The following is a 20,253-nucleotide window of genomic DNA, read 5'->3' as shown; positions in this document are numbered from 1 at the left end:
CTTTAAACAGCGTCTAATTCACACCCTTAATAAAGCCCTCCGCGCTGGAGCTTTATGACAGGCAAACCAACTCACTTACAAAGCGACACGGTTAAACAGAACTTAGATATTTTTTTGCCCATAAGCAAACTTTCCCGTCACTTCAGAAAGAGGCTATGAGGCGATCGTTATGCGGAAGACCCTATGTCAGCAGCTCCTCAGAGAATAAAAATCTACCAGCGTCAGGCACTCCCCGATATGGTAAAGCTCGATGTGAGCAAGCTTGGGCGCCCCTGGCATAAGCTGCCAAAATTAATGAACGGTAACTTTGATATATTCGATGCGCGGCTGAGCATTTATTTCATTAAAAAGCTTCGCGTTAACGTTTCATTAAAGTCGATGTCCTTTGCCATCGATCAGCACTATAAAAATACGCAACTTTTTTCAACACCGTTCGGTTCGATCGCATTCAGCATAGAAAGGAATTTGTTATTACAGATCCTCCACGATTACTACGGTCTGGGAAAAGAGAGTCGGACTAAATCGCTGGATATCAATCAGCCGATGACAAAAACGGAAGACCGGCTAAAAAATAAAATTGGTCTGGACCTGACCCGACTGCTTATTGATAAAGAAATTTTTGGCCAGGACGTTGAGATTAAAAGTGATAACACCACGGTAATTAACCAGTGGTCATGGTGCGTCACGTTCACGCTGGAGGGATACGAAGAAGGCAGCTTTACCCTGCTGTTTGATAGCGCCCATGTTGACCAGATGCTGGCAACGTTGCGTTCGCCCGGCAGTGACCCTCAGGCCAGCCGCCAGATGTCGCCAACGCCGGCACAGATTGAACGCCTGTTTTACTCCCTGCCGCTGAAGTTCAGCGGGCATGTCGCCAGCCTTAACCTGACCATTGCCCAGCTCGCAAAGATCAGGCCCGGTGACATTATCCCGGTAAACATTAACGAAAGCATTCCGGTCTATATCGGAAAAGAACAGATTTTTGACGCCAGAATCGCAGAAGATCGCGGCAATTTATTACTCTGTGAATTTAACGACAGAACCATTGAGAAGCATTATGAGTGACCAGCAACAAGACCTGAGCCAGTCCCTGGATTTTGGCGACCTGAATCTCACAGAGATGCCACGTGAAGAGACCGTTGAGGGCAATATTCGTCTGGATCTCCAGGCGGAACCCGAATCCTCTTCCGCTATTGACGACCTGCGCAAGATGGCGCTGTTTAGCCGTATTCCGGTCACGCTCACGCTGGAAGTGGCCTCCGTTGAGGTTTCGCTGGCCGATCTGCTCCACGTGGAACATGACTCGGTGATTGAGCTTGATAAGATGGCCGGCGAGCCGCTGGACATCAAGGTAAACGGCATTCTGTTTGGCAAGGCGGAAGCCGTGGTGCTGAACGATAAATACGGCCTGCGCATTCTTGAGTTCAACAGCAAAGAACTGGGCGAGCTGAACCCATGATTTTCCGCCCTGGTACCGCCCTGCCCTGGCTGTTGCTGGGCGGTTTGCTTTTCTCTCCGCAGCTGCTGGCCGCCAATGGCGACATCACGCTGTTCAGCTCAGCCATCACCGACGGCGGCCAGGACTACAACGTCAAAATTGAAATCCTGATCCTGATGACCCTGCTGGGTCTGCTGCCGATCATGTTGATGATGATGACCTGCTTTACACGCTTCATTATCGTGCTGGCTATTTTGCGTCAGGCGCTGGGTCTGCAACAAAGCCCGCCCAACAAAATCCTGACGGGAATTGCGCTGGCGCTGACGCTGCTGGTGATGCGTCCGGTGTGGACCACCATTTATCAGGATGCCATCGTGCCGTTTCAGAATGACGAAATCACCATGAAGCAGGCATTTGGCAAAGCCGAACTGCCGCTGAAGCACTTTATGCTGGCGCAGACCAGCAATAAGGCGATAGCACAGATGATGACGATTGCGGGCGTCACCGGGGAGCCGAAACAGCAGGACTTAACCGTCGTGACGCCGGCGTATCTGCTGAGCGAGCTGAAAACAGCGTTCCAGATAGGCTTTATGATTTATATCCCTTTCCTGGTCATTGACCTGATTGTCGCCAGTATTTTGATGGCGATGGGGATGATGATGCTGTCACCGCTGATTGTTTCGCTGCCCTTCAAGCTGATGCTGTTTGTGCTGTGTGACGGCTGGACGCTGATCGTCGGCACGCTGACCTCCAGCGTACAGGGACTATAGCCATGGTCACGATGGACATCGCCGGAGACATCATGGCCACCGGCATTAAGCTGGTGCTGGTGATCTCCGCCGTCGCGATTATACCGAGTCTGATTGTCGGCCTGTGTGTCAGTATCTTTCAGGCTACCACGCAAATTAACGAACAAACGCTGAGCTTCCTGCCCCGCCTTCTGGTGACGCTGGCAGTGCTGATTATTGGCGGTAAATGGATGCTTACCCAACTGGTGGATTTCACCGTCAATATTTTTCAGCAGGCCGCGGCACTGGTGGGTTAACGGGCAATGGGTATCGATATTCATGCGCTGATTAACCCGTTGCTGGCGTTGGTCTTCCCCTTCTTCCGCATTCTGGCGTTTCTGCATTTTTGTCCGGTGCTGGATAACCGCGCCTTTAGTCGGCGGATCAAAACCGTGCTGGCGCTGGCGCTGGCCGTCATCATCACGCCGATGCTGCCCGAAAAGGTGGTGCTGACCGAACTGATGTCGATGCGTACCATCCTGCTGACGGGGGAGCAACTGCTGTGGGGAATGCTGTTCGGGATGGCAATGCAGCTGGTGTTTGTCGCACTGCAAACCGCAGGACACATCTTGTCGATGAATATGGGTCTGGGGATGGCGATGATGAACGACCCGGTGAACGGCAGCTCGACCACCGTGATTTCCCAGCTGATCTACACCTTCTGTGGTTTGCTCTTTTTTATCATGGACGGGCACCTGCTGATCGTAACCATTCTCTATAAAGGCTTTATCTGGTGGCCCATCGGCCAGGCGATCAACCAACCTACCCTGTTACTGATTGTGAAAAGTCTGGGCTGGATTATGACGTCAGCCACGCTGATTGCGATCCCGACCACCTTTGTCATGCTGATTGTGCAGGGCGGGTTTGGGCTACTCAACCGCGTTTCCCCGACCCTTAACCTCTTCTCGCTGGGCTTTCCGATCAGCATGTTGTTTGGCCTGCTCTGTATCTCAATGATGATGACCAATATTCCCGACCACTATCTCAATCTGACCAATGACATCCTGGCCAGACTCGAAGCCGTGAGGAGCCAGTAATGTCTGGCGGCGGAGATAAAAGCGAAAAACCCACGGCGCAAAAGCGACGCAAAGCGCGCGAAAAAGGGGACCTGCCGCGCTCCAAAGATCTCACCATGGCGGTGGGCCTGCTGGCGTCGTTTATCACCATGACAACCTTTTTTCCCTACTACAAACAGCTTATCGAAGAGTCTTTCACCGCGGTGGGGATGATGGCCGGCCGGCTGGATGACGAAGGAATGCTAAACCAGTTTTTACTGCTCAACGTTTGGGTATTTTTGCGCTTTATCGCCACGCTGGTTCCCATTCCTCTTGCCTGCGTTGTAGCAAGCCTGGTGCCGGGAGGCTGGGTTTTTACCGTTTCAAAGCTGAAGCCGGACTTTAAAAAACTCAGCCCCATCAGCGGTGTAAAGCGGATGTTTTCCAGCAGCCACTATGTAGACGTTGCCAAGATGATGCTCAAGTGCGGCATCATCCTCGCCGTGCTGTACACCATGGTACACAGCTCGCTGAATCCGTTGTTGCATCTGCAACGCCTGAATTTAAACCAGGCGATACATCAGGGCTTTGGCATCCTGCATCACGTGCTGGTCTGTTTCATTTCCGTCATTGTGGTTTTCGCCCTGCTGGACGTGCCGTTAACCCAATTCATGTTCACCAAAAAATTGCGCATGACCAGGCAAGAGGTGAAAGAAGAGTACAAGAACAACGACGGCAACCCGCAAATAAAGGGACGTATTCGCCAGCTACAGCGTCAGATGGCGATGGGGCAAATCAGCCGCACGGTGCCGGATGCGGACGTCATTATCACCAACCCGACGCACTACGCCGTGGCGCTGAAATATGACCCGAACAAAGCCGAAGCGCCCTACATCGTCGCCAAAGGGATGGACGATATTGCGCTGCATATTCGTGACGTGGCGAGACATCATCAGATCGAAATTGTGGAGTTTCCACCGCTGGCACGTGCCGTGTATCACACCACACGCGTGAATCAGCAAATTCCCGCCCAGCTTTTCCGCGCCATTGCGCATGTGCTGACCTATGTCATGCAGCTGAAATCCTGGCGTACCGGCCAGCTTGAACAGAAACCCCGCCTGAACAGGCAGCTAACCATTCCAAAAGAGGTCTTAAAAGCCGATGGCGAACAGTAAGTTACAGCAGATGCTTGCCATACTCCGTAAAGGACACGTGGGCGTTCCGATATTACTCCTGAGCGTGTTGGCGATGATCATGTTGCCGTTATCACCGCTGATGCTGGATATCTTATTCACCTTCAACATTGTGCTGGCAGTGGTGGTATTGCTGGTCGCGGTGAACATGCAACGCCCGCTGGATTTTGCCGTCTTCCCGACGCTGTTGCTGATCACGACGCTGATGCGACTCACCCTGAACGTGGCCTCTACCCGCGTGGTGTTGCTGCACGGTCATGAGGGGGAAGGTGCCGCAGGTAAGGTCATCGAGGCCTTTGGTCAGGTGGTGATCGGCGGCGATTTCGTCGTCGGCTTCGTGGTCTTTATCATCCTGATGATCATCAACTTTGTGGTGGTCACCAAAGGGGCCGAACGTATCTCGGAGGTCTCCGCCCGCTTTACCCTGGATGCGTTGCCAGGCAAACAGATGGCGATCGACTCGGATCTTAACGCCGGGCTTATCAACCAGAACCAGGCGCGCGAACGCCGCAGAGAGGTCTCGAAAGAGGCTGATTTCTACGGCGCGATGGACGGGGCCTCCAAGTTTGTGCGCGGCGATGCCATCGCCGGAATTATGGTGCTGGTGATTAACGTTATCGGCGGGATCTGCATCGGTATTTTCAAATACGGCCTTGATGCCAGCCACGCCTTCCAGCAGTACGTGCTGCTGACCATCGGTGATGGTCTGGCTGCGCAGATCCCTTCCCTGTTGTTAGCCACCGCCGCGGCGATTATCGTTACCCGCGTCAGCGACGGGGATAACGTCAGCGACGAGATCAAAACACAGCTGCTGGCCAAGCCGCAGGTGCTTTATACCGGCGCCTTCGTGATGTTTATCCTGGCGATTGTGCCGGGAATGCCGCACATCGCCTTTCTGTGCTTCACTGCGCTGCTGCTGTTTGCCGCCTGGCGTCAGAGCAAGGTCGTACAACCTGCGGCAGAAGAAACGGATTACGATGCCATCAATGAGGCACTCTCAACGGATGCCATGCCTGCGATTAGCTGGGAAAGCATCCCTCTGGTCGAACCCATCGGGCTGAATCTGGGGTATAAGCTGGTGACGCTCATTGATTCAGCAAAAGGCAGCCCGCTGTCACAACGTATTCGGGGAGTTCGCCAGGTGGTATCGGAGCAGTGCGGTGTGCTGCTGCCTGAGATCCGTATCCGCGAAAACTTCCGCCTGAAGCCCGCCCAGTATGCGATATACATCAACGGCATACGTACCGCACTTGGTGAAGTGTATGCCGAAAAGCTGATGGCAATTCCTGGCGCTGAACTCTACGGTGAAATTGATGGCGTGCTGGATACCGATCCTGCCTATGGCATGGCTATCGTCTGGATCGACGCCGAACAAAAAGCCAAAGCGCTGAATCTGGGCTATCAGGTGGTGGACTGTGCCAGCGTCGTCGCCACACACGTGAATAAAATTGCCCGCGAAAATCTGCCGGAGCTGTTTAATTACGACGACATTACCCATCTGCACGCCGGTCTGGCCTCTCAGGCACCTAAGCTGGCAGAAGATCTGACCAACGCGCTTAGCTTCAGCCTGCTGCTGCGTATTTATCGCCAGCTGTTGCTGGAGCAGGTGTCGCTTAAAGATATTGTCACCATCGCCTCAACGCTGCTGGAAAGCTCTGCGGTCACCAAAGATCCGATTCTGCTGACGGCGGATGTGCGCTACGCGCTACGTCGGGCCATTATTCATGCCATCAACGGTGACCGGCAAAAACTGGCTGCCTACACCCTTGATAATGCGCTGGAAAATATTTTGCTCGGGGCACTCAATCAGTCCCAGCAGGCAGGGAAAGTGGCGCTGGACAGTTTTGCGGTCGATCCGAATATCCTCACGCAGCTGCAAAATACCATGCCGGTGATTCAGGAGCAGATGAAAGCGAAAGGTATGCCGCCGTTGCTGCTGGTCACGCCGCAGCTACGGCCGCTGATTGCACGCTATGGTCGGCTGTTTGCCAGCAACCTGCACGTGCTTTCCTATAACGAGGTACCGGATGACGCAGATTTAACCATTGTGGGTACGCTGGCGTAATGTCAGCGGGTCTGGTTATCCAGAAAACGTAATTTCCAGCTGGCCAGCGTACGTGGCATTTTGCGCTGGTCGCTTCCGTCGGTGCTGTAGTAATGCAGTTCCAGTCCGCCGCCTTTGGCCGGGGAGATCCTTCCGGCCCAGATTTCTCCCTTCGGCGTATACATAATGATGGCCGTTCTGCTGTTCGCGGCGCCCTGTACCCACATCGACAACACGCGCGCTCCGATATTATCGATATCATCCTGGTAGATATACACGTTCGCGCTGTTGACGAAGTTCTGGTAATCGTCGCCCACCAGCTGACGGAATTTTTCATCCAGCACCGCATCCGCGAATATCCCTAACGACAGCAGCGTGGGTTTAGGTCGCGGATCGGTTTCGGAGAGTTGATAAGCCCCATCCAGAAATACGCCTGCAGGCATGGATAATCGGCAACCCCAGTCTGAGTTACTGTAAACCTGTAATGAGCCGTCTTTTTTTGGGATCAGCAGCAGCTTACAGTTACTGGTCTCGGCGATATTATCCACGGCGAGCATACCGTAGAACCGGCGTGCTTCGGCGGTAAATTCGTCCCGGTTCAGGCCCGCCCAGGCGCGGATGTCCAGCGTCGCACTCCACTGTGCGTTTCGGCTGAACTGGATCACCCCACCGCTCATATTTGGCGCCAGCATGTTCCACCATTTCCCTTCCCATTTGAAATCGCGATTGGTGTCGGATAACGCACTGATACCGGCGTAGTACGCCCGTTCGATACAGTTATCGGAGGTACATTTCTTCAGCAGCTTTCCCCAGTCGTCATATTTTTTATTACTGTCTTCCACACCTTCCTGCTGCAACGCCTGGTGGTAAACGACCATCAACGTGCTATCCAGCCAGTGCAGGTTATCATTATTGCAGATGGTATTTTCCAGAGGCGTGACCGCGCGCTGGCAGTTCACCGCCAGGGCGCTTGCGCTGAAAAATACCATCAGTAAAAACAAAACTCTAAAAAGTCCCGGCGACATATTATTCAACTTTTAGCCAAAAAGGCGGATATTGTCGCGAATGAAAACCTCCATTGCAATATAAACCCTGATTAGTCGCGATATAACAGTGAAAGATAAATGAAATGTTAAACAACATTTTTATTATGTTGCAATTAATAAAGCGTGTAGAGAAATGAGCGCATGATAATAAACAGCGAACAGTAATATTTTCGCATTTTATTGAACAGAATAAATTTATCATGGCGTAGCCTGCCCGGAATATTGCTTCCGCAATATTGCTGTGGCTTTGGTCAGAAAACCTCCGAGCACCGGGAAAGCCAGTTCCGGCTTTAAGCCGGCACTTCCAGGCCGCGCGCTTAACGTCCGAATCAGACGCAGCCGACTGGATAGAGAAATAATGCGAAAAATATATCACTGCGCGACCTATGCTGATTATTTGCAGCGCGCCATGTTGCTGAAATGACTTGCCGGCCAGCGTATCAGCGATATCACAAAAATGAAGATTTCCGATATCCGGCAGAGCCATCTACATCTGCAGCAGGAAAAACCGGTGCGCGGAATACCCTTCCCTTGTCACTGCACTGTTAAATTCGCGGGCTGAGACGGAAACAGGCGACCCGGTGACCTCATTTCCTAAGGCAGCAGAGTATGGCCGCCGGTCAGGCTACAGACCTGAGCAGCGAAACAGGCGCAGCGCCAACCTTCCATCAACAGCGTTCAGCTGCTGAACGGCTTTAGCATAAACAGGCTGTCGATAGCCGGACGAGGCTGGGTCATAACAGAGAGGAAATGACAGATAAAGGAAACGCGTTCAGGGAGGGAAGCGGCGGCTGGTGAAAACAATTGATTTTGCAGAAGAGTTTTGCAGAAGACCCTTTTTACAGCCGCTAAAACGGCGCAGATTCGGATGAACTCAGTCCGGAAGATCTCCGAAAACCGGCCGGATTAAACGGTCCGGACTGAGCCTTTTCATCTGCGCTTAAGGGGATTATTTGCCGAGAATCTCCCGGCGCACGATGTCCGCGCCCGCGCTTAATGCAGCCAGTTTGCCGCTGGCGACCTGACGGGATAACGGCACCATGCCACAGTTGGTCGATGGATAAAGTTTGTCGGCATCAACGAATTGCAGCGCTTTACGCAGGGTATCGGCGACCTGTTCGGCGGTTTCAACCGCGTTGGTTGCCACGTCAATTGCCCCCACCATCACCTTTTTGCCGCGGATCAGTTCAATCAGATCCATCGGTACGCGCGAGTTCTGGCACTCCAGCGAGATGATGTCGATAGCTGATTTCTGCAGCTTAGGGAACACCTCTTCATACTGCCGCCACTCGGTGCCGAGCGTCTTCTTCCAGTCGGTGTTGGCTTTAATCCCGTAGCCGTAACAAATGTGGACAGCAGTTTCACATTTAAGCCCTTCAACCGCTCTCTCTAACGCGGCAATACCCCAGTCGTTGACTTCATCGAAGAAGACGTTAAAGGCTGGCTCATCAAACTGGATGATATCGACGCCGGCCGCCTCTAATTCTCTGGCTTCCTGATTGAGAATTTTGGCAAATTCCCAGGCGAGTTTTTCGCGACTTTTGTAGTGACCGTCATAAAGCGTATCAATCATCGTCATCGGACCGGGCAGCGCCCATTTAATCGGATGGCTGGTCAGCTGGCGTAAAAACCGGGCGTCTTCAACAAATACCGGCTTCAGGCGGGCAACCTCACCGACCACTGAAGGCACGCTCGCATCATAACGATCGCGAATTTTCACGATCTGACGTTTTTCAAAATCGACACCGCTGAGGTGTTCAATAAAGGTGGTGACAAAATGCTGACGTGTTTGCTCACCATCACTGACAATATCGATACCGGAATGCAGCTGATCTGCCAGGCTGATACGCAGCGCATCAAGTTTGCCCTCAGCTAATTCGTCACCCTGCAATTTCCACGGCGACCACAGCGTCTCAGGTTGGGCCAGCCATGAAGGTTTAGGTAAACTGCCAGCAGTCGATGTCGGTAATAATGTGTTCATAATAAATAACCTTTTATTTGGATGGTTCAAACAACGGGCTGGGCAAACCATTGCTCAAGAAGTGTCTGCCAGGGCTTAATGAAAAGTTCTTCAGTGAATTTACCCTGCTCAACCGCCAGCTGGCTGCGCTCTTCTCGATCGTAAACAATTCGCGTTAATGAATAATCCTGATGCGTCAGGCTCGGTTGATAGACGTTGCCCGCCGCTGAATTGGCATTGTAGATTTCAGGCCGGTATATTTTCTGAAATGTTTCCATGGTGCTGATGGTGCTAATCAGTTCCAGGTTGCTGTAATCGTGCAGCAGATCACCCTGAAAATAAAAAGCCAGCGGCGCAACGCTGTTACGCGGCATGAAATAACGCGCTCTCAGCCCCATCTTCGCGAAATAGTCATCGGTCAGCGAGGTTTCATTCTGGGCATATTCAACACCCAGCACCGGATGATGGTTACCGGTGCGGTGATAGGTATTTTTACTGGAGACGCTCAGGCATATCACCGGCGACTTACTGAATTTCTCTTTATATGCCGCAGAGTTAACAAAGCTTTTGAAGATATTGCCATGCAGAACGCCATAATTTTCTGGCGTACTGAATTCGCTTCTGTTTTTATTGTGTGCCGGCAACACCACGCTGAAATCATAATCGCGCACATACGAAGAGAAGTTATTGCCGACAATACCTTCAAAGCGTTGTTGGGTGTGATGATCAATGATATGGGTTTTTAAAACCTCAATCACCGGGAAGGCATCATTACGGCCCTGCGCATTAATAGCCAACTCCACTGAGATAATTTCCAGCTCAACAGAATAACGATCGCCTTTCGGATTATCCCAGTTCGCCAGCGAGTTAAAACGGTTATCAATCATGACCAGGGCGTTGCGTAAATTATCCTGACGCTTTTCACCCCGGGCTAAATTGGCAAAGTTAGTGGTGATGCGCGTATTTTCAGACGGATTATAATTCTCGTCGAAACGCAGACTTTTAAGAGTAAATGTAAACGCATTATTCATCGCAATCTGGCACCCTGATCGTCTGATTCAAAATATGAGAATCGCGCATCGAAGCGGCGATTAATTGCGCACCGCTGGCGACTCTTCATATTATCAATTGATATTAACAATGCATCCTTTATGCCTCAGTCGGAGTGTGAGGAAAAGTGATTTAATTTCACCGAACATGAGAGATGTTCATGATCAGTTATCAGAATGAAGATCAGGTGTTACAGCGGTGGCAGGCATCCGACAGCCGCTTTGGGGTCCCGCTGCCTGAAGCGCATCAGCCCTGCCTGCATCAATATCGTCTCTGCCTGTTCATCCTTCCCTCAGACACGAGCCGGCGATTTCAACGCAGTTTGACGTTATGAGAACTATTCCGTCAGAAGTTAAGCGATGCCGTGCCGAATTCCCGGAAGGCGTCATCCATCGGTTGATAACCGAGTACCTCACGGGTCGCGGTGAGGTCAAAACGCTTAAACCGATTATCTGAAATTCCATAGCCGATAAAGAAACCGATATTTTCCGCCTCAATCGCGCAGGTTATCAGCCTGACCGCATCCTGCGGGCTCAGCCACGCGCTGTAGTCGCGGGCATTTTTCAGCACGCCGGCCTGTTTAGGTTCAAAGGCCCCGATTCTGAGCGCAACACAGGAAAGGCGGTGCTGGCTGGCATAAAAAGAACAGAGCGCCTCGCCGTAGCACTTGGTGACGCCATACAGATTAGCCGGTGCCACTGCCATTCCCGGCTGGATCTGCACATCAACCGGATAACCCTCAATGGTCTGGGCGCTGCTGGCAAAAACAAAACGCCCACAGGTGGAGTCAGCCGCCGCTTCAAGCAGCCAGGTTACGGCAACAATATTTGCAGGCAGCAGCTGTTCAAAGAGGGCATCGGCATGCGGGATACCGGCCAGATGTACGATTGCATCAGGCTGCGCGGTGGCCAGCAGCGTTGCCGCCGCGCCCGGTTGTGAAAGATCGGCGGCGATAAACCGATGCGGCGAGGGGATTTCATCATCCGGCAGCGTCAGATCGGTCAGGATGAAATCATAGGCTTCACTCAGGGCGCTGAAGCAGGTGCGGCCAATGCGGCCACTGGCACCGGTAAGCAGGATCTTTTTGCGGTCTGGCATTCTCTCGGTTCCTTGATTAATCGAATCGGATGGTGATCAAACGCAGATAAAAAGTCGTGACGCTGAAGTGCTGCGACAGCTCACCATCAATCGTGAACCGCCGACAGATCGGCGCAAATCCTGAATGCGCAAGCTGGCCCGCAAGCGCTCATGCAGCGGGATGGCGGGCTTGATTATCCCGCTTCAAAAACCGCTCTGCCGCAGACAACGGATAACATCAACGCGCTGTCACGGCGGAGAGACTGATGGCTGTTTTACCCCTGGCCGAAAATCTTAATCACCGCATCCAGATGCTCTTTCATCGCCTTCTTCGCGGCACGGCTGTCACGCGCTTCCAGCGCATTCAGAATCCCGAGATGTTCGATCTCAGAACGGTGCGGCATGTCCTGTGGGGTGTAGTGGAGTTGTAAGCTGCGGAACATGGTGCCGTAACGGTGGCCGAGCAGGTGACCAATGATAAACGCATAGGCTGGATTGCCGCTGGCCTGGGCAATGCGGATATGGAACAGGCGGTCGCCTGGATGGGTTGCCGAGCCATTGCGATTATCATAGCAGTTTTGCTCGTATGCCTGCCTGATCGCAGTAAGTTCTTCATCCGTGGCGTTTCTTGCCGCCAGGGCAGCCGTTTCAGGTTCGATCAACCGGCGGGTCTGTAACAGCGAAAATGGCGGCAGCTCAGCGGTAAAATCCAGTTCGATGTTCAGCTCATCATCGACGTCAGCCCACTGATTGCGGCCCGCCTGCGACATCACCGGTTCCTGCGAAGGCGCAGCCGGTAAGGCTGGCGGCTGACGCACAATCACGCCGTTACCGACCCGCACATCCACCAGCCCAATCACTTCAAGCGCGATCAACGCTTCCCGCACCGACGCGCGACTGACCTGCAACAGACTGGCTAATTCACGTTCGGCTGGCAGTCGGCTGCCGGGTGGAAACTCTTTATTATCAATTAATGTTTTTAGCTGGTCAGCTATCTGCCTGTAAATCCTTGGGTTTTCTAATCTTTTTATCGGCATCGGACACCTGAGGTCAATTCTCATTAAGTGATTCAGCTAGCATTTTCCAGACAAAAATCTTGCTGCTTTGTTTTATGCATGTAAAAAATTGGTTAACCGAAATGGCGTTTTAAGCAGTAGCTTGCTGGACATCTTAGCAAAAAGCACTGGTTTTAACGCATTTTTTTCGCCTCTAATGGCCTGACCATTAGACCTATAAAATGACATTTTAGCGGGAGTTGCCATGAACCTGGCAGGGAAAAAAGTACTGATTACCGCCGCAGGACAGGGTATCGGTTTTACCACCGCTGCACTGTTTGCCCGCGAAGGTGCAGAGGTGATTGCCACAGATATCAATATCAGCGCGTTACAGCAGATACCGGGTATTACGGCACAACATCTCGACGTTACCGATCCCCAGGCGATTGCCGCGCTGGCAGAAACAACCGGTCCGCTCGATGTGCTGTTTAACTGCGCCGGTGTGGTTCACAGCGGCGACATACTCAGCTGCAGCGAAAGCGAATGGCAGTTCGCGCTGGATCTCAATGTCACCGCGATGTTCCGCATGATCCGCGCTTTCCTGCCGGCGATGCTGGAACGCAACCACGGCTCGGTGATCAACATGTCGTCGGTCGCCTCCAGCATCAAAGGCGTACCAAACCGCTTTGCCTACAGCGCCTCCAAAGCGGCTGTGATTGGCCTGACCCGCTCGGTGGCGGCAGATTACATTACCCGCGGCATCCGCTGTAATGCGATTTGCCCCGGCACGGTGGAATCGCCTTCCCTGCGCCAGCGCATTGCCGCTCAGGCCCTGGCCGAAGGACGCAGCGAAGCGGAGGTTTATGCGGCGTTTGTTGCCCGCCAGCCGATTGGCCGTATTGGTAAAACCGAGGAGATTGCCCAGCTGGCGCTCTATCTCGCCTCTGATGCCAGTTCCTACACCACCGGCACGGTGCAGATTATTGACGGCGGCTGGAGTAACTGATCCCGCAGCCGCTCTGCTTCCCTGACTTTTTCACAGAAGGATAGTGATCGATGAAACTACTACGATACGGCAATGCAGGATCCGAACGCCCTGGGCTACTGGACAGCAACGGAAAACTGCGCGATCTCAGCGCTCACGTCACCGACATCGATGGCGATACCCTGCAACCGGCCACGCTGGACGCATTACGCCAGCTCGATCCGCACAGCCTGCCGCTGGTAAGCGGTGAACCCCGCCTCGGCGCGTGCGTTGCCAGAAGCGGGAAGTTTATCTGTATCGGCCTGAACTACGCCGATCACGCGGCGGAAACCGGGGCTGAAATTCCGAAAGAACCGGTGGTCTTCAGCAAGTGGACCAGCGCCATTGTCGGCCCGAACGATGACGTCGAAATCCCGCGTGATTCAGTGAAAACCGACTGGGAGGTTGAGCTGGGCGTGGTAATCGGCACCGGCGGCCGCTATATCAGCGAAGCCGACGCCATGGCGCACGTCGCGGGTTACTGCGTGATTAACGACGTCTCTGAACGGGAGTTTCAGATTGAGCGCGGCGGAACCTGGGACAAAGGCAAAGGCTGCGACACCTTTGGTCCGATTGGTCCGTGGCTGGTTACCGCCGATGAAATCCCCGATCCACATCAGCTGAACCTGTGGCTGGAAGTGGATGGCACGCGTTATCAGAACGGCAATACCCGCACCATGATTTTCCGCATTCCCGAAATCATCAGTTATCTCAGTCGTTTTATGAGCCTGCAACCTGGCGACATTATCTCTACCGGTACACCGCCGGGCGTCGGTCTGGGACAAAAACCGCCGCTGTATCTGAAAGCCGGTCAGGTTATGCATCTTGGAATTGAAGGTCTGGGTGAACAGCGTCAGAAGACGGTACAGGCATAGCCTCATTACAGCGAAAGGAATGTTCGATGACGACGATTACGGCTTTACGTGTAGAGGATGTGCGCTTCCCGACGTCGCTGACGATGGATGGCTCGGATGCGATGAATCCCGATCCCGACTACTCGGCGGCGTATGTGATTCTGGAAACCGACCATCCGGCGCTGCGGGGGCATGGCCTGACCTTCACTATCGGGCGCGGTAACGAAATCTGTTGTGCCGCGATTGGTGCACTGCAGCATCTGATCGTTGGCCGCCAACTGGCGGATATCACCGCCGATATGGGGAAATTCTGGCGGGATTTCACCAGCGACAGCCAGCTGCGCTGGATTGGCCCGGATAAAGGTGCCATTCATCTGGCGACCGGTGCAGTGGTCAATGCGGTATGGGATTTATGGAGTAAGGCGGTCGGCAAACCGGTGTGGCAGCTGGTGGCGGATATGACGCCGGAAGAGCTGGTGCGCTGCATCGATTTTCGCTACATCACCGACTGCATTACTCCGCAGGAGGCGCTGACGCTGATGCAACAGCGGGCCGACAACAAAGCACAGCGTCTCGAAAAACTGCTGGCGGAAGGTTACCCCTGCTACACCACCTCGGCCGGCTGGCTGGGCTATCCCGACGACAAGCTGCGCCGTCTGTGTCAGCAGGCGGTGGATGCCGGTTTCGATTACCTGAAGCTGAAGGTCGGACGAGACCTCGAAGATGACATTCGCCGGGTGCGGATTGCCCGCGAAGTGATCGGTCCGGACCGCAAGCTGATGATCGACGCCAATCAGGTGTGGGAAACCCGCGATGCCATTCCGTGGGTGAATGCGCTGGCGTTTGCCGATCCCTGGTTTATCGAAGAACCGACCAGTCCGGATGATATCGAAGGCCATCGCACCATTCGGCAGGGTGTTGCGCCGGTCAAGGTCGCCACCGGCGAGATGTGCCAGAACCGCATCATGTTTAAGCAGTTCATCATGCGTGAAGCGATTGACGTGGTGCAGATTGACGCCTGCCGCATGGGCGGCATCAACGAAGTGCTGGCGGTGATGCTGATGGCGGCCAAATATAACCTGCCGGTCTGCCCGCATGCCGGCGGAGTCGGGTTATGCGAGTACGTGCAGCACCTTTCGATGATCGATTATCTCTGCATCGCCGGAACCCATGAAGGCCGGGTTATCGAATATGTTGACCACCTTCATGAGCATTTTGTCGATCCCTGCGAGATCCGCGGTGCAGCCTACATGCCGCCCAAATCGCCCGGCTTCTCCATCGAAATGCATCAGGCGTCGATCGAAAAATATCGCTACCACGCCTGAGCCGCAAAGGAGAATGCCTATGATGCGAGTCGACAGCCACCAGCATTTCTGGCGCTACACGGCGCAGGATTACCGCTGGATCAACGATGACATGGGTTTGCTGAAACAGGACTTTCTGCCGCAGACGCTGCGGCCGATCCTGCAGCGCCACGATGTGCAGAAAACGGTTCTGGTGCAGGCAAGATGCAGCCTGGAGGAAACCCGCTGGCTGCTGGATATTGCCGGCCAGACCGATTTTGTCGCGGCGGTGACCGGCTGGCTCGATCTGCGCGACGCCGATCTGCCGCAACAGCTGGAAAGGTTAGCCCATCCATTGTTGCGCGGTTTTCGCCATCCGGTTCAGGACGAGCCTTATCCGGCGCACTGGCTGGCCGATCCGGCCATCAACGCCGGGATTCGCCAGCTTCAGCAGCGGGAATATCTCTATGAACTGCTGGTGACGCATCACCATCTGGCCGAAGCCGTTGAGTTCGCGCAGCGCCATGACCAGCATTTTCTGGTGCTCGATCACTTCGGTAAGCCCGATCTGACGCTGGGGGCCAGCCACTGGAAGCAGCAGGTTGCGCCGCTGAAGGCGCTGAAACATGTCAGCTGTAAGCTCTCCGGTCTGCTGACCGAGCCACGACCAGCGGGCCTCTCAGCCGACGATTTGCTGCCTTTTTTTGATGCTGCACTGGAGATTTTCGGCAGCGAACGGCTGATGTTCGGCTCCGACTGGCCGGTTTCGCTGCTGGCAGGTGCCGATGAAAATCCATGGCAACTCTGGCAACCGGCCATTGCAAAACTCAGTGCCGCCGAACAGGCAGCCATTTATGGCGGCAATGCCTGCTCTCTTTATCGATTACAGGAAACACACGATGAATCTGTATCTGCAAAATAAAGTGGTAATCGTCACCGGCGGCGGTTCCGGTATTGGTGAAGCGATCTCACTGACGCTGGCCGAAGAAGGCGCCATTCCGGTGATCGTCAGCAATACCGAACCGGCGAATGAGCTGATGCATAAGCTGCAACAACTCTCGCCGCAGGCCAGCTTTGTGCTCGCCGAACTGCGTGATGAAGTGAGCTGCAAGGCCGCGCTCGATCAGATCCTGACCCGTTACTCCTCGATTGACGGCCTGGTGAACAACGCCGGGGCCAATGACAACGTTGGGCTGGACGCCGGACGCGCCGCCTTTGTGCAGTCACTCGAACAGAATCTGATTCACTACTACCTGATGGCGCATCTGTGCCTGAATGCGCTGCGTGCCAGCCGGGGAGCGATCGTGAATATCAGTTCGAAAACCGCGTTAACCGGTCAGGGCAATACCAGCGGCTATGCCTCGGCCAAAGGCGGCATTCTGGCGCTGACCCGTGAATGGGCGGCGGCCCTGCTGGACGAGGGCATCCGCGTGAATGCGGTTATCCCGGCTGAAGTGATGACGCCGCTCTATGCGCGCTGGATTCAAAGTTTCGATCACCACGAAGAGAAACTGCAAAAAATCACCTCACATATTCCGCTCGGGCAGCGCATGACCACGCCGCAGGAGATCGCCAATACGGTGGTCTTTCTGCTCTCTTCACGCGCGTCGCACACCACGGGACAGTGGCTGACCGTCGATGGCGGTTACACCCATCTTGATCGGGCGCTGACATGACGCGCCGCTATTGCCAGGCGCTGGATCTTAGCGACGATCCGCGTCTTATCGCAGAGTATCAACGCTATCACCAGCAGATCTGGCCGGAAATTACCGCGCACCTGCGTCGCTACGGCATTGCAGAGATGGAAATTTACCGGCTGGGTAACCGGCTGATGATGGTGATCGAAACCACGGACGACTTTGACCGCGCGCTGTTCGAACGTCGCAGCCTTGAAGACCCGAAAGTCTGCGAGTGGGAAGCCCTGATGTGGAAATATCAGCGCCCCACCCCGTGGACAGCCGCCGGGGAAAAGTGGGTTGAAATGACGCGCATATTTTCACTGACAGAACAGCCGTAGTGCCTCTCGTTATTCCAGAGAGCTGACCGTTTTTCACGTTATCTGACATAAAAAAACCAGCCATCCGAGCTGACCCTACTCCTGCAGGCACCACCAGATACTGAGGAATACACTATGTTCGCCAATAAAACTGCTGCTCCGGCCTATGCGGCGCGCAAAACCACGTCCGGTTTCCGTCTGGCGTTTATTCTGGTCACCACGCTGTTTTTCCTGTGGGGATTATCCTACGGGCTGCTGGATGTGCTGAATAAGCATTTCCAGGAGGTATTACACGTTAATAAGGCGCAGTCCGGGCTGTTACAGGCCGCCTATTTTGGTGCCTATTTCATCATTGCCCTGCCGGCCGGATTTTTCATGGATCGCTTCGGCTATAAAGCCGGCATCCTGGTCGGATTATGTTTGTATGCGGTGGGCGCACTGCTGTTTGTTCCGGCCGCCTCAGCGGGCAGCTTTAGCCTGTTTCTGTTCGCGCTGTTTGTGATCGCTCTCGGGCTGGGGTGTCTCGAAACTGCCGCAAACCCGTTTGCCACCGTACTGGGCGATCCGGCTGGCGCAGAACGCCGTCTGAATCTGTCACAGTCGTTTAACGGCTTAGGGCAGTTTATTGGTCCGGTGATTGGCGGCTCGCTGTTCTTTTCCTCCACACAAAGCACCACCGCTGACGGGCTCTCGTCAGTGAAAACCACCTACGTCGCGATTGCTTTTTTAGTGCTGCTGATTGCCTTCCTGTTCGGACGGACGAAGTTGCCGGATATTCGTGAGCAGAGCACTGATGCAGACCAGGGCATTACGAAAGGATTATGGCAGCATGGTCACTTTACCGGCGGCGTGATTGCCCAGTTCTTTTACGTCGCCGCCCAGGTTGGGGTTGGCGCTTTCTTTATCAACTACACCACCGAGCACTGGCATACGCTGTCGAACCAGAATGCCTCTTATCTGCTGTCGGTGGGCATGATCAGCTTTATGGTTGGCCGTTTCTTCAGTACCTGGCTGATGGGTTTTATCCGCCCGGCTACCCTGCTGGTGGCTTATGCCATTATCAATATCGTGCTGTGCGCCGTGGTGGTTGCCGGTATCGACAATGTCTCCGTGATTGCCCTGGTCGCGATATTCTTCTTTATGTCGATTATGTTCCCGACCATTTTTGCCATGGGCGTGAAAAACATGGGCAAGCAAACCAAACGGGCCAGTTCAGTGATGATCATGGCGATTGTCGGAGGCGCAGTGATGCCCTATATGATGGGCGCCATCGCCGATCATTACACCACGGCCGTTTCCTACGCGCTGCCGATGATCTGCTTTGCAGTGGTATTAGTGTATGCGCTTAAGCAAAGAGCAAACGCCGGCCACTGAGTCACTGCCCGCTGAATAAAACAACGGCGTGAACAGGCGGGTTGTCTGTTCACGCCGGTTTATTTCTGAACTGAAAGCAGCATGCTGATGCTCTCTTCTGCTGAATGACTCGCCGGTCCCGGCGATGCTCGCCCCGATGAAACGCCCCTTTCCAGCCTCGACGCATTGCAGCCGTGATGACCATCGCGTCATCGGACAGTGCATGGTGTGAGAGGGGATCTGCGGCATTGGCTCAGACTGAAAAACAGCCATGCACTGTGCGTACCGTTTGGGTCGCTGCTCACGTTAAGGCTGGCTGCCGCTGCGGGCTGATAGAGTGCGTCGGGAGTTGTCCGCTGAAGTGAGCGCGCTTCGTCACTCTGCGAATAAACCGATTGTTGTACGTTGGCCGGATTTCGGACAAAAAAAAGCCCGGCCAGCAGCAGCCAGGGCAAATAAACGTGCTTTCTCCGAGGGTCGCTTAACCATCGTTAGCGCTAAATTAACACATATCGCGCCAATGTAAATAGCGCACAATCTTTTACAATTAAATAATGTAGCGTGCGATACTATTGAGCCCATTTATAGCTCCATTTCTGCAGGTTTGCGGGGCTGATTGCTGACGGTACTGATTTACGCTTAGCCAGGAGACTGACGCGCAGAAAGCTGCGGCTTAGCCATGGCACTGGCGCGAGGCGAACTGTGGCTTCGCCTGGATCATTGTCGTGCTGCAAGCTGCGGCTTTACCACACCACCAGTGCCGGGCTAACTGCGGCCTTAGCCAGCATCGCTGACGCGTTCAGCCTTTACGGTCCGCAGCGTAACAGGATAATGAGCGAAATCCGTGACAAAGATGCGCCATTACGCTGCGTCAGAGATGCTGAACCGGCGCAAGTCGGCATTAAGTGGTAGTAAACTAACCGATTATGGCTACCCGCTTTACAACCAGCGGTTGAAAGATTCCTTACAGTAGCCTTGCGCTATTCTGAAAGAGAAAAGATTGAATTTTAACAAAAGATGTTAAATGTTATGGTGCCAGCGTTGCTGCTAATCCCCCTGCGCGGCGGGGTGTAAAGGGTCTGACGAGTCATTCGTTGTGTGTCATCTGTCACGGGCTATTTTGACCCCTGATAGCTCACCGGGAGGCACCCGGAGCA

At 53.9% G+C, this 20,253-nt stretch carries 19 protein-coding genes; 14 read left to right on the top strand and 5 right to left on the bottom strand.

The annotated features are described in order from the left end of the window. Positions 1–183: 183 nt before the first annotated feature. Genes AABB92_RS12835 through AABB92_RS12805 form a run of 7 tightly spaced genes read left to right on the top strand, consistent with a single transcriptional unit; the run spans position 184 to position 6,479 of the window. Entirely contained in the window at positions 184–1,065 is an 882-nt protein-coding gene (locus AABB92_RS12835; protein ID WP_031374915.1) for a FliM/FliN family flagellar motor switch protein, read from the top strand. Further along, positions 1,058–1,459 (top strand): FliM/FliN family flagellar motor switch protein, encoded by a 402-nt coding sequence (locus tag AABB92_RS12830; RefSeq protein WP_031374916.1) that lies wholly within the window; start codon positions 1,058–1,060, stop codon positions 1,457–1,459. The genes AABB92_RS12835 and AABB92_RS12830 overlap by 8 nt, the downstream gene beginning before the upstream one ends. Further along, on the top strand, positions 1,456–2,208 hold the full coding sequence (fliP, locus tag AABB92_RS12825; RefSeq protein WP_031374917.1) for a flagellar type III secretion system pore protein FliP: 753 nt from the start codon (positions 1,456–1,458) through the stop codon (positions 2,206–2,208). The genes AABB92_RS12830 and fliP overlap by 4 nt, the downstream gene beginning before the upstream one ends. 2 nt (positions 2,209–2,210) lie before the next feature. Next, the gene (gene fliQ, locus AABB92_RS12820; protein WP_031374918.1) at positions 2,211–2,483 is read left to right on the top strand and encodes a flagellar biosynthesis protein FliQ; all 273 of its coding nucleotides are present in this window, start codon (positions 2,211–2,213) and stop codon (positions 2,481–2,483) included. Between the two features lie 6 nt (positions 2,484–2,489). Then, the gene (gene fliR / locus AABB92_RS12815; RefSeq protein ID WP_031374919.1) at positions 2,490–3,263 is read left to right on the top strand and encodes a flagellar biosynthetic protein FliR; all 774 of its coding nucleotides are present in this window, start codon (positions 2,490–2,492) and stop codon (positions 3,261–3,263) included. Further along, a complete protein-coding gene (gene flhB, locus AABB92_RS12810) occupies positions 3,263–4,396 on the top strand; it encodes a flagellar biosynthesis protein FlhB (RefSeq protein ID WP_046289468.1) in 1,134 nt (377 codons plus the stop codon). Before fliR ends, flhB begins: the two co-directional genes overlap by 1 nt. Further along, positions 4,383–6,479: a flagellar biosynthesis protein FlhA gene (locus AABB92_RS12805; protein ID WP_046289469.1), complete on the top strand. Its 2,097-nt coding sequence runs from the start codon at positions 4,383–4,385 to the stop codon at positions 6,477–6,479. Before flhB ends, AABB92_RS12805 begins: the two co-directional genes overlap by 14 nt. A 2-nt stretch (positions 6,480–6,481) precedes the next feature. Here the strand turns inward: AABB92_RS12805 and AABB92_RS12800 are convergent, their stop codons facing one another. From AABB92_RS12800 to AABB92_RS12780, 5 genes are all read right to left on the bottom strand, one after another. After that, a complete protein-coding gene (locus AABB92_RS12800; protein ID WP_082097632.1) occupies positions 6,482–7,483 on the bottom strand; it encodes a lysozyme inhibitor LprI family protein in 1,002 nt (333 codons plus the stop codon). A gap of 970 nt (positions 7,484–8,453) precedes the next feature. Further along, entirely contained in the window at positions 8,454–9,485 is a 1,032-nt protein-coding gene (locus tag AABB92_RS12795) for a methionine synthase (protein WP_031374922.1), read from the bottom strand. 26 nt (positions 9,486–9,511) lie between these two features. After that, a complete protein-coding gene (locus AABB92_RS12790) occupies positions 9,512–10,495 on the bottom strand; it encodes a DUF1852 domain-containing protein (RefSeq protein WP_031374923.1) in 984 nt (327 codons plus the stop codon). A gap of 364 nt (positions 10,496–10,859) precedes the next feature. Then, on the bottom strand, positions 10,860–11,612 hold the full coding sequence (locus tag AABB92_RS12785) for an NAD-dependent epimerase/dehydratase family protein (protein WP_031374925.1): 753 nt from the start codon (positions 11,610–11,612) through the stop codon (positions 10,860–10,862). Between the two features lie 254 nt (positions 11,613–11,866). Next, on the bottom strand, positions 11,867–12,628 hold the full coding sequence (locus tag AABB92_RS12780; RefSeq protein ID WP_031374926.1) for a FadR/GntR family transcriptional regulator: 762 nt from the start codon (positions 12,626–12,628) through the stop codon (positions 11,867–11,869). Positions 12,629–12,851: 223 nt separating this feature from the next. Between AABB92_RS12780 and AABB92_RS12775 the strand changes: the two genes are divergently transcribed. The 7 genes from AABB92_RS12775 to fucP all read left to right on the top strand — a co-directional run bounded on the left by AABB92_RS12775 (position 12,852) and on the right by fucP (position 19,117). After that, complete coding sequence (locus AABB92_RS12775; protein WP_031374927.1) at positions 12,852–13,592, top strand: SDR family oxidoreductase; 741 nt, start codon at positions 12,852–12,854, stop codon at positions 13,590–13,592. Positions 13,593–13,642: 50 nt separating this feature from the next. Beyond that, positions 13,643–14,485: a fumarylacetoacetate hydrolase family protein gene (locus tag AABB92_RS12770; RefSeq protein ID WP_031374928.1), complete on the top strand. Its 843-nt coding sequence runs from the start codon at positions 13,643–13,645 to the stop codon at positions 14,483–14,485. A 26-nt stretch (positions 14,486–14,511) separates the two neighbouring features. After that, a complete protein-coding gene (locus tag AABB92_RS12765; protein ID WP_031374929.1) occupies positions 14,512–15,789 on the top strand; it encodes an L-fuconate dehydratase in 1,278 nt (425 codons plus the stop codon). Positions 15,790–15,808: 19 nt separating this feature from the next. After that, entirely contained in the window at positions 15,809–16,669 is an 861-nt protein-coding gene (locus AABB92_RS12760; protein WP_031374930.1) for an amidohydrolase family protein, read from the top strand. Then, positions 16,647–17,423: an L-fucose dehydrogenase gene (locus tag AABB92_RS12755; RefSeq protein ID WP_031374931.1), complete on the top strand. Its 777-nt coding sequence runs from the start codon at positions 16,647–16,649 to the stop codon at positions 17,421–17,423. The genes AABB92_RS12760 and AABB92_RS12755 overlap by 23 nt, the downstream gene beginning before the upstream one ends. Beyond that, entirely contained in the window at positions 17,420–17,764 is a 345-nt protein-coding gene (locus AABB92_RS12750; RefSeq protein ID WP_031374932.1) for an L-rhamnose mutarotase, read from the top strand. Before AABB92_RS12755 ends, AABB92_RS12750 begins: the two co-directional genes overlap by 4 nt. A 114-nt stretch (positions 17,765–17,878) precedes the next feature. Further along, positions 17,879–19,117: an L-fucose:H+ symporter permease gene (gene fucP, locus AABB92_RS12745; protein WP_031374933.1), complete on the top strand. Its 1,239-nt coding sequence runs from the start codon at positions 17,879–17,881 to the stop codon at positions 19,115–19,117. Positions 19,118–20,253 lie beyond the last annotated feature (1,136 nt).

Source organism: Pantoea brenneri (genome assembly GCF_038594305.1).
Classification (GTDB): Bacteria; Pseudomonadota; Gammaproteobacteria; order Enterobacterales; family Enterobacteriaceae; genus Pantoea; species Pantoea brenneri.
Note: the sequence above shows the minus strand (reverse complement) of the source record. Positions and strands in the feature narration are given on the sequence as shown.